Below are 3,662 nucleotides of genomic sequence, written 5' to 3'. Positions count from 1 at the left end.
GAAGCAGGTCACCGCCGTGGACGCTCCGACGCCGCGCGGGTCGAATCCGACGACGTCGTAGGCATCCACCACCTCTTCGCCCACGGCGAAGGTCAGCGAGTCGCGGATCAGCGAGACGCCGCTCGATCCCGGCCCGCCGGGATTGGTCAGCAGCGACCCGATCGGGTCACCCGAGGTCGCCCGGTGACGGATGACGGACAGCTCGATCTCGCCCACGCTCGGGTCGTCCCAGTCCAGCGGCACGGCGACGGTCGTGCAGTCGAACTCCGAGCCGCACGCGGCCCAGTCGAGCGTCTGCTCGTAGAACGGCAGCAGCTCGGCCGCCACGCCGTCGGTGTCGGGAGCCGCGCTCGTGGTGGGGGCGGCCACGCCGCCTTCCTCGGGGATCATCGCGTACAGGCATCCGGTGAGCGTGAGGCTCGCGACGGCGATCCCGCCGACGACGGCGCCGACGCGACGCATGAGGGTGGTCTTCACGGTGTCCTCCCGCTGGCGACGGTGACCAGCAAGCTCTCGAGGGCCAGGGTGGGGTTGACGTTCTGTTCGAGGTTGCGCCGCGTCTCGGCGATGCGATCCAGCACCACCAAAGCGCGCTGCGGACCCCAGGCCTGAGCGAGCGCGCGCAGTTCCGACTCCAGCTCGCGGTTGATCATGTCCGCCTCGCGCCCGAAGGCCAGCATCACGACATCGCGGTACATCGACTGCAGATCGGTGAGCACCCGGTCGATGCCGTCGCGCAGACTCCGGGTCGCGCGACGCTTCTGCTCGTCTTCGAGCGCGGACACCTGGGAGCGCACGGCGGGCGGCAGGGCGGCACCGTCGGCGACCCCGAGCGTGCGCCGCAGGTCGGCACGCTCGGCCTCGTCGCGTTCCGCGGTGAGCGCCTTCGCGTCGTCGGTGGCCGCCTGCACGATGCGCGCCGCGACCTCGACCGCGTCGCCGACCCCGCGAACGCCGAGCACGCCGCGAAGAGTCTCCTCGCGGCGTGCACGCGCGGCCACGTCGGTCGCCAGACGCTGCGCCATGCCGATGTGCCGCTGGGCGTGCCGGGCGGACTGCTCGGCGACACCCGGGTCGGCGCCGGTGCGCTGCACGATCAGGCGGGCGACGTCGTCGACCTCCGGGTCGCGGAGCCGCAGGGTGCGCACGCGCGAGCGGATGGTCGGGAGCAGGTCGGCGTCGCTCGGCGCGCAGAGCACCCACACCGTGTGGTCGGGCGGTTCCTCGAGAGCCTTCAACAGCACGTTGGAGGTGCGCTCGGCCATGCGATCCGCATCTTCCACGACGATCACGCGATGCCGACCGAGCGAAGGCGCGTAGAAGGCGCGTTCGACGAGCTTGCGCGCCTCGTCGATGCGGATGATGACCTGCTCGGTGCGCAGCGCCGTCAGATCGGGGTGCGTGCGAGCGAGCACCTGCCGCATCACCGTCTCGTCGCCGGGCTCCGCGATCAGCGCCGCCGCGAACGCGTAGGCGAGGGTCGAGCGCCCGGAGCCGGGAGGTCCGGTGATGAGCCACGCGTGCGTCATCGCCGTGGGATCCGCCGCCGCGGCCCGCAGGATCTCGACGGCGTCGGGCTGGCCCCACACGGCGTCCCACGGAAGCGGTGCGGGATCGGCGACGTCGACGGGAGACACCGGGTCGGCCGTCGCATCCATGGTCGTCAGCCTAATCCGCCGCGCCGACGTCGCCGGAACGCGCCTCGAGGAGGCCCGCCACCCGGTCGCGCACCGCACCGGCGATCTCCGCGGCGGGGCGCGTGGCGTCCATGACGAGGAAGCGGTCGGGCTCGGCGGTGGCCAGCGCGAGGAACTCGGCGCGCACCGCGGCGTGAAAGACCTCCTTCTCGGCCTCGAGGCGATCGAAGGGCTTGTCGTCCGCATCCAGCCGGCTGCGTGCGAGGTCGGGATCGAGGTCGAGGAGCACCGTCAGGTCGGGCAGGAGCCCCTCGGCCGCCCACAGGGAAAGCTCGCGCACCTCGTCGCGTCCGAGCACGCGCCCGGCACCCTGGTAGGCGACCGACGAGTCGAGGTAGCGATCCTGGATGACCACATCGCCTCGCTCGAGCGCGGGCCGCACGAGCGTGGCGATGTGGTGCGCACGGTCGGCGGCGTAGAGGAGCGCTTCGGCGCGAGGGGCGACCTCGCCCCGATGGTGCAGCACGATGTCGCGGATGAGGGCGCCCACCTCGGTGCCGCCGGGTTCGCGTGTGCGGACGACGCTCGCCCCCCGGTCGGAGAGCCATTCCGCGAGCAGCTGGGCCTGCGTCGTCTTGCCGGCGCCGTCGCCGCCCTCGAGGGTGACGAAGAGTCCGCGGGTCACGACTTCTTCGAGGTCGTCTTGCGCGTCGTCGTGGCCCGCTTGCGCTTGGGGGCCGGACCCTTGGCGCGCTTGTCCGCGAGGAGCTGCACGGCACGCTCGAAGGTGACCGCCTCGACATCCTCGCCGCGGGGGATCGTCGCGTTCGTCTCACCGTCGGTGACGTACGGCCCGAAGCGCCCGTCGCGCAGCTTGATCGGCTTGCCCGAGGTCGGGTCGGCCTCGAACTCCTTCAGTGCACTGGCTGCGCGGCGCGCGCCGTACTTCGGCTGCTTGTAGATCTCGAGCGCCTGCTCGAGGGTGACGTCGAACAGCTGCTGCTCACTCTCCAGCGTGCGCGAGTCGGTGCCCTTCTTCAGGTACGGACCGTACCGCCCGTTCTGCGCGGTGATGGGCTCGCCGCTTTCCGGGTCCTCGCCCACGGTGCGCGGGAGCGACAGCAGCCGCAGCGCGGTCTCCAGATCGACGGTGTCGACCGACATCGACTTGAACAGCGACGCGGTGCGCGGCTTGGGGGCGTCCTTCTTCTTGGTCGCGCGCTTCTTCGGGGCCTCGGCCTCGGCGGGAGCCGCCGGCTCCTCGGGCTCCGGCTCGAGCTCCTGCACGTATGGGCCGTAGCGCCCGTCCTTCACGACGATCTGCTTGCCGGTGTCGGGGTTCACGCCCAGCACGCGGTCGCCGGCCACGGGCGCCTCGATCAGCTCGGTCGCCTTGTCGACGGTGAGCTCATCCGGGGCCAGGTCTTCGGGGATGTTGACCCGTCGCGGCTCGCCCTCCGGGTCCTCCGCGTTCGGCACCTCCAGATACGGCCCGTACTTGCCGAAGCGCAGGGTCGCCACGTCGCCGATGGGCGTGGAGTTGAGCGCGCGGGCGTCGATCTCGCCCAGGTTGTCGACGATGTTGCGCAGCCCGACGTGCGCGTCGGATCCCCAGTAGAACTCGTGGAGCCAGTCGACGCGCTTCTGCTCGCCGCGGGCGATCGCATCGAGGTCGTCCTCGAGCGCCGCGGTGAAGTCGTAGTCGACGAGATCGGCGAAGTGCTGCTCGAGCAGCCGCACGACGCTGAAGGCGAGCCAGCTCGGGATGAGCGCCTGACCGCGCTTGGAGACGTACCCGCGGTTGAGGATGACGTCGATGATGCTCGCGAACGTCGAGGGACGCCCGATCCCCTTCTCCTCGAGCGCCTTGACGAGGCTCGCCTCGGTGTAGCGGGGCTTGGGAGAGGTGGCGTGGCCCTTCGGCTCGACCTCGGTCAGGCGCAGCACGTCTCCGACAGCGAGCTGCGGCAGCGACTGGTCGGCCGCCTTGTCGGCGTCGCCGTGCTTCTCGTCGCTGCCCTCTTC

3 protein-coding genes and 1 pseudogene are annotated in these 3,662 nt (G+C 71.4%); all 4 read right to left on the bottom strand.

Annotation, left to right across the window (positions count from 1 at the left end):
* Nucleotides 1-477: pseudogene (locus tag B4E30_RS15715) on the bottom strand (alpha/beta hydrolase); the annotation flags it as partial.
* Nucleotides 474-1,658 (bottom strand): DNA polymerase III subunit delta', encoded by a 1,185-nt coding sequence (locus B4E30_RS15710; RefSeq protein WP_286796149.1) that lies wholly within the window; start codon nucleotides 1,656-1,658, stop codon nucleotides 474-476. The pseudogene B4E30_RS15715 and the gene B4E30_RS15710, both read right to left, overlap by 4 nt.
* Nucleotides 1,659-1,668: 10 nt before the next feature.
* A complete protein-coding gene (gene tmk / locus B4E30_RS15705; RefSeq protein WP_286796147.1) occupies nucleotides 1,669-2,322 on the bottom strand; it encodes a dTMP kinase in 654 nt (217 codons plus the stop codon).
* On the bottom strand, nucleotides 2,319-3,662 hold a 1,344-nt coding region (locus B4E30_RS15700), incomplete at its 5' end, for a topoisomerase C-terminal repeat-containing protein (RefSeq protein WP_286796145.1). The genes B4E30_RS15700 and tmk, both read right to left, overlap by 4 nt.

The organism is Microbacterium sp. UBA3394, assembly GCF_002358725.1.
Taxonomy (GTDB): Bacteria; Actinomycetota; Actinomycetes; order Actinomycetales; family Microbacteriaceae; genus Microbacterium; species Microbacterium luteum.
The sequence above is the reverse complement of the archived record's forward strand: the minus strand, read 5'-3'. Positions and strand labels throughout refer to the sequence as shown.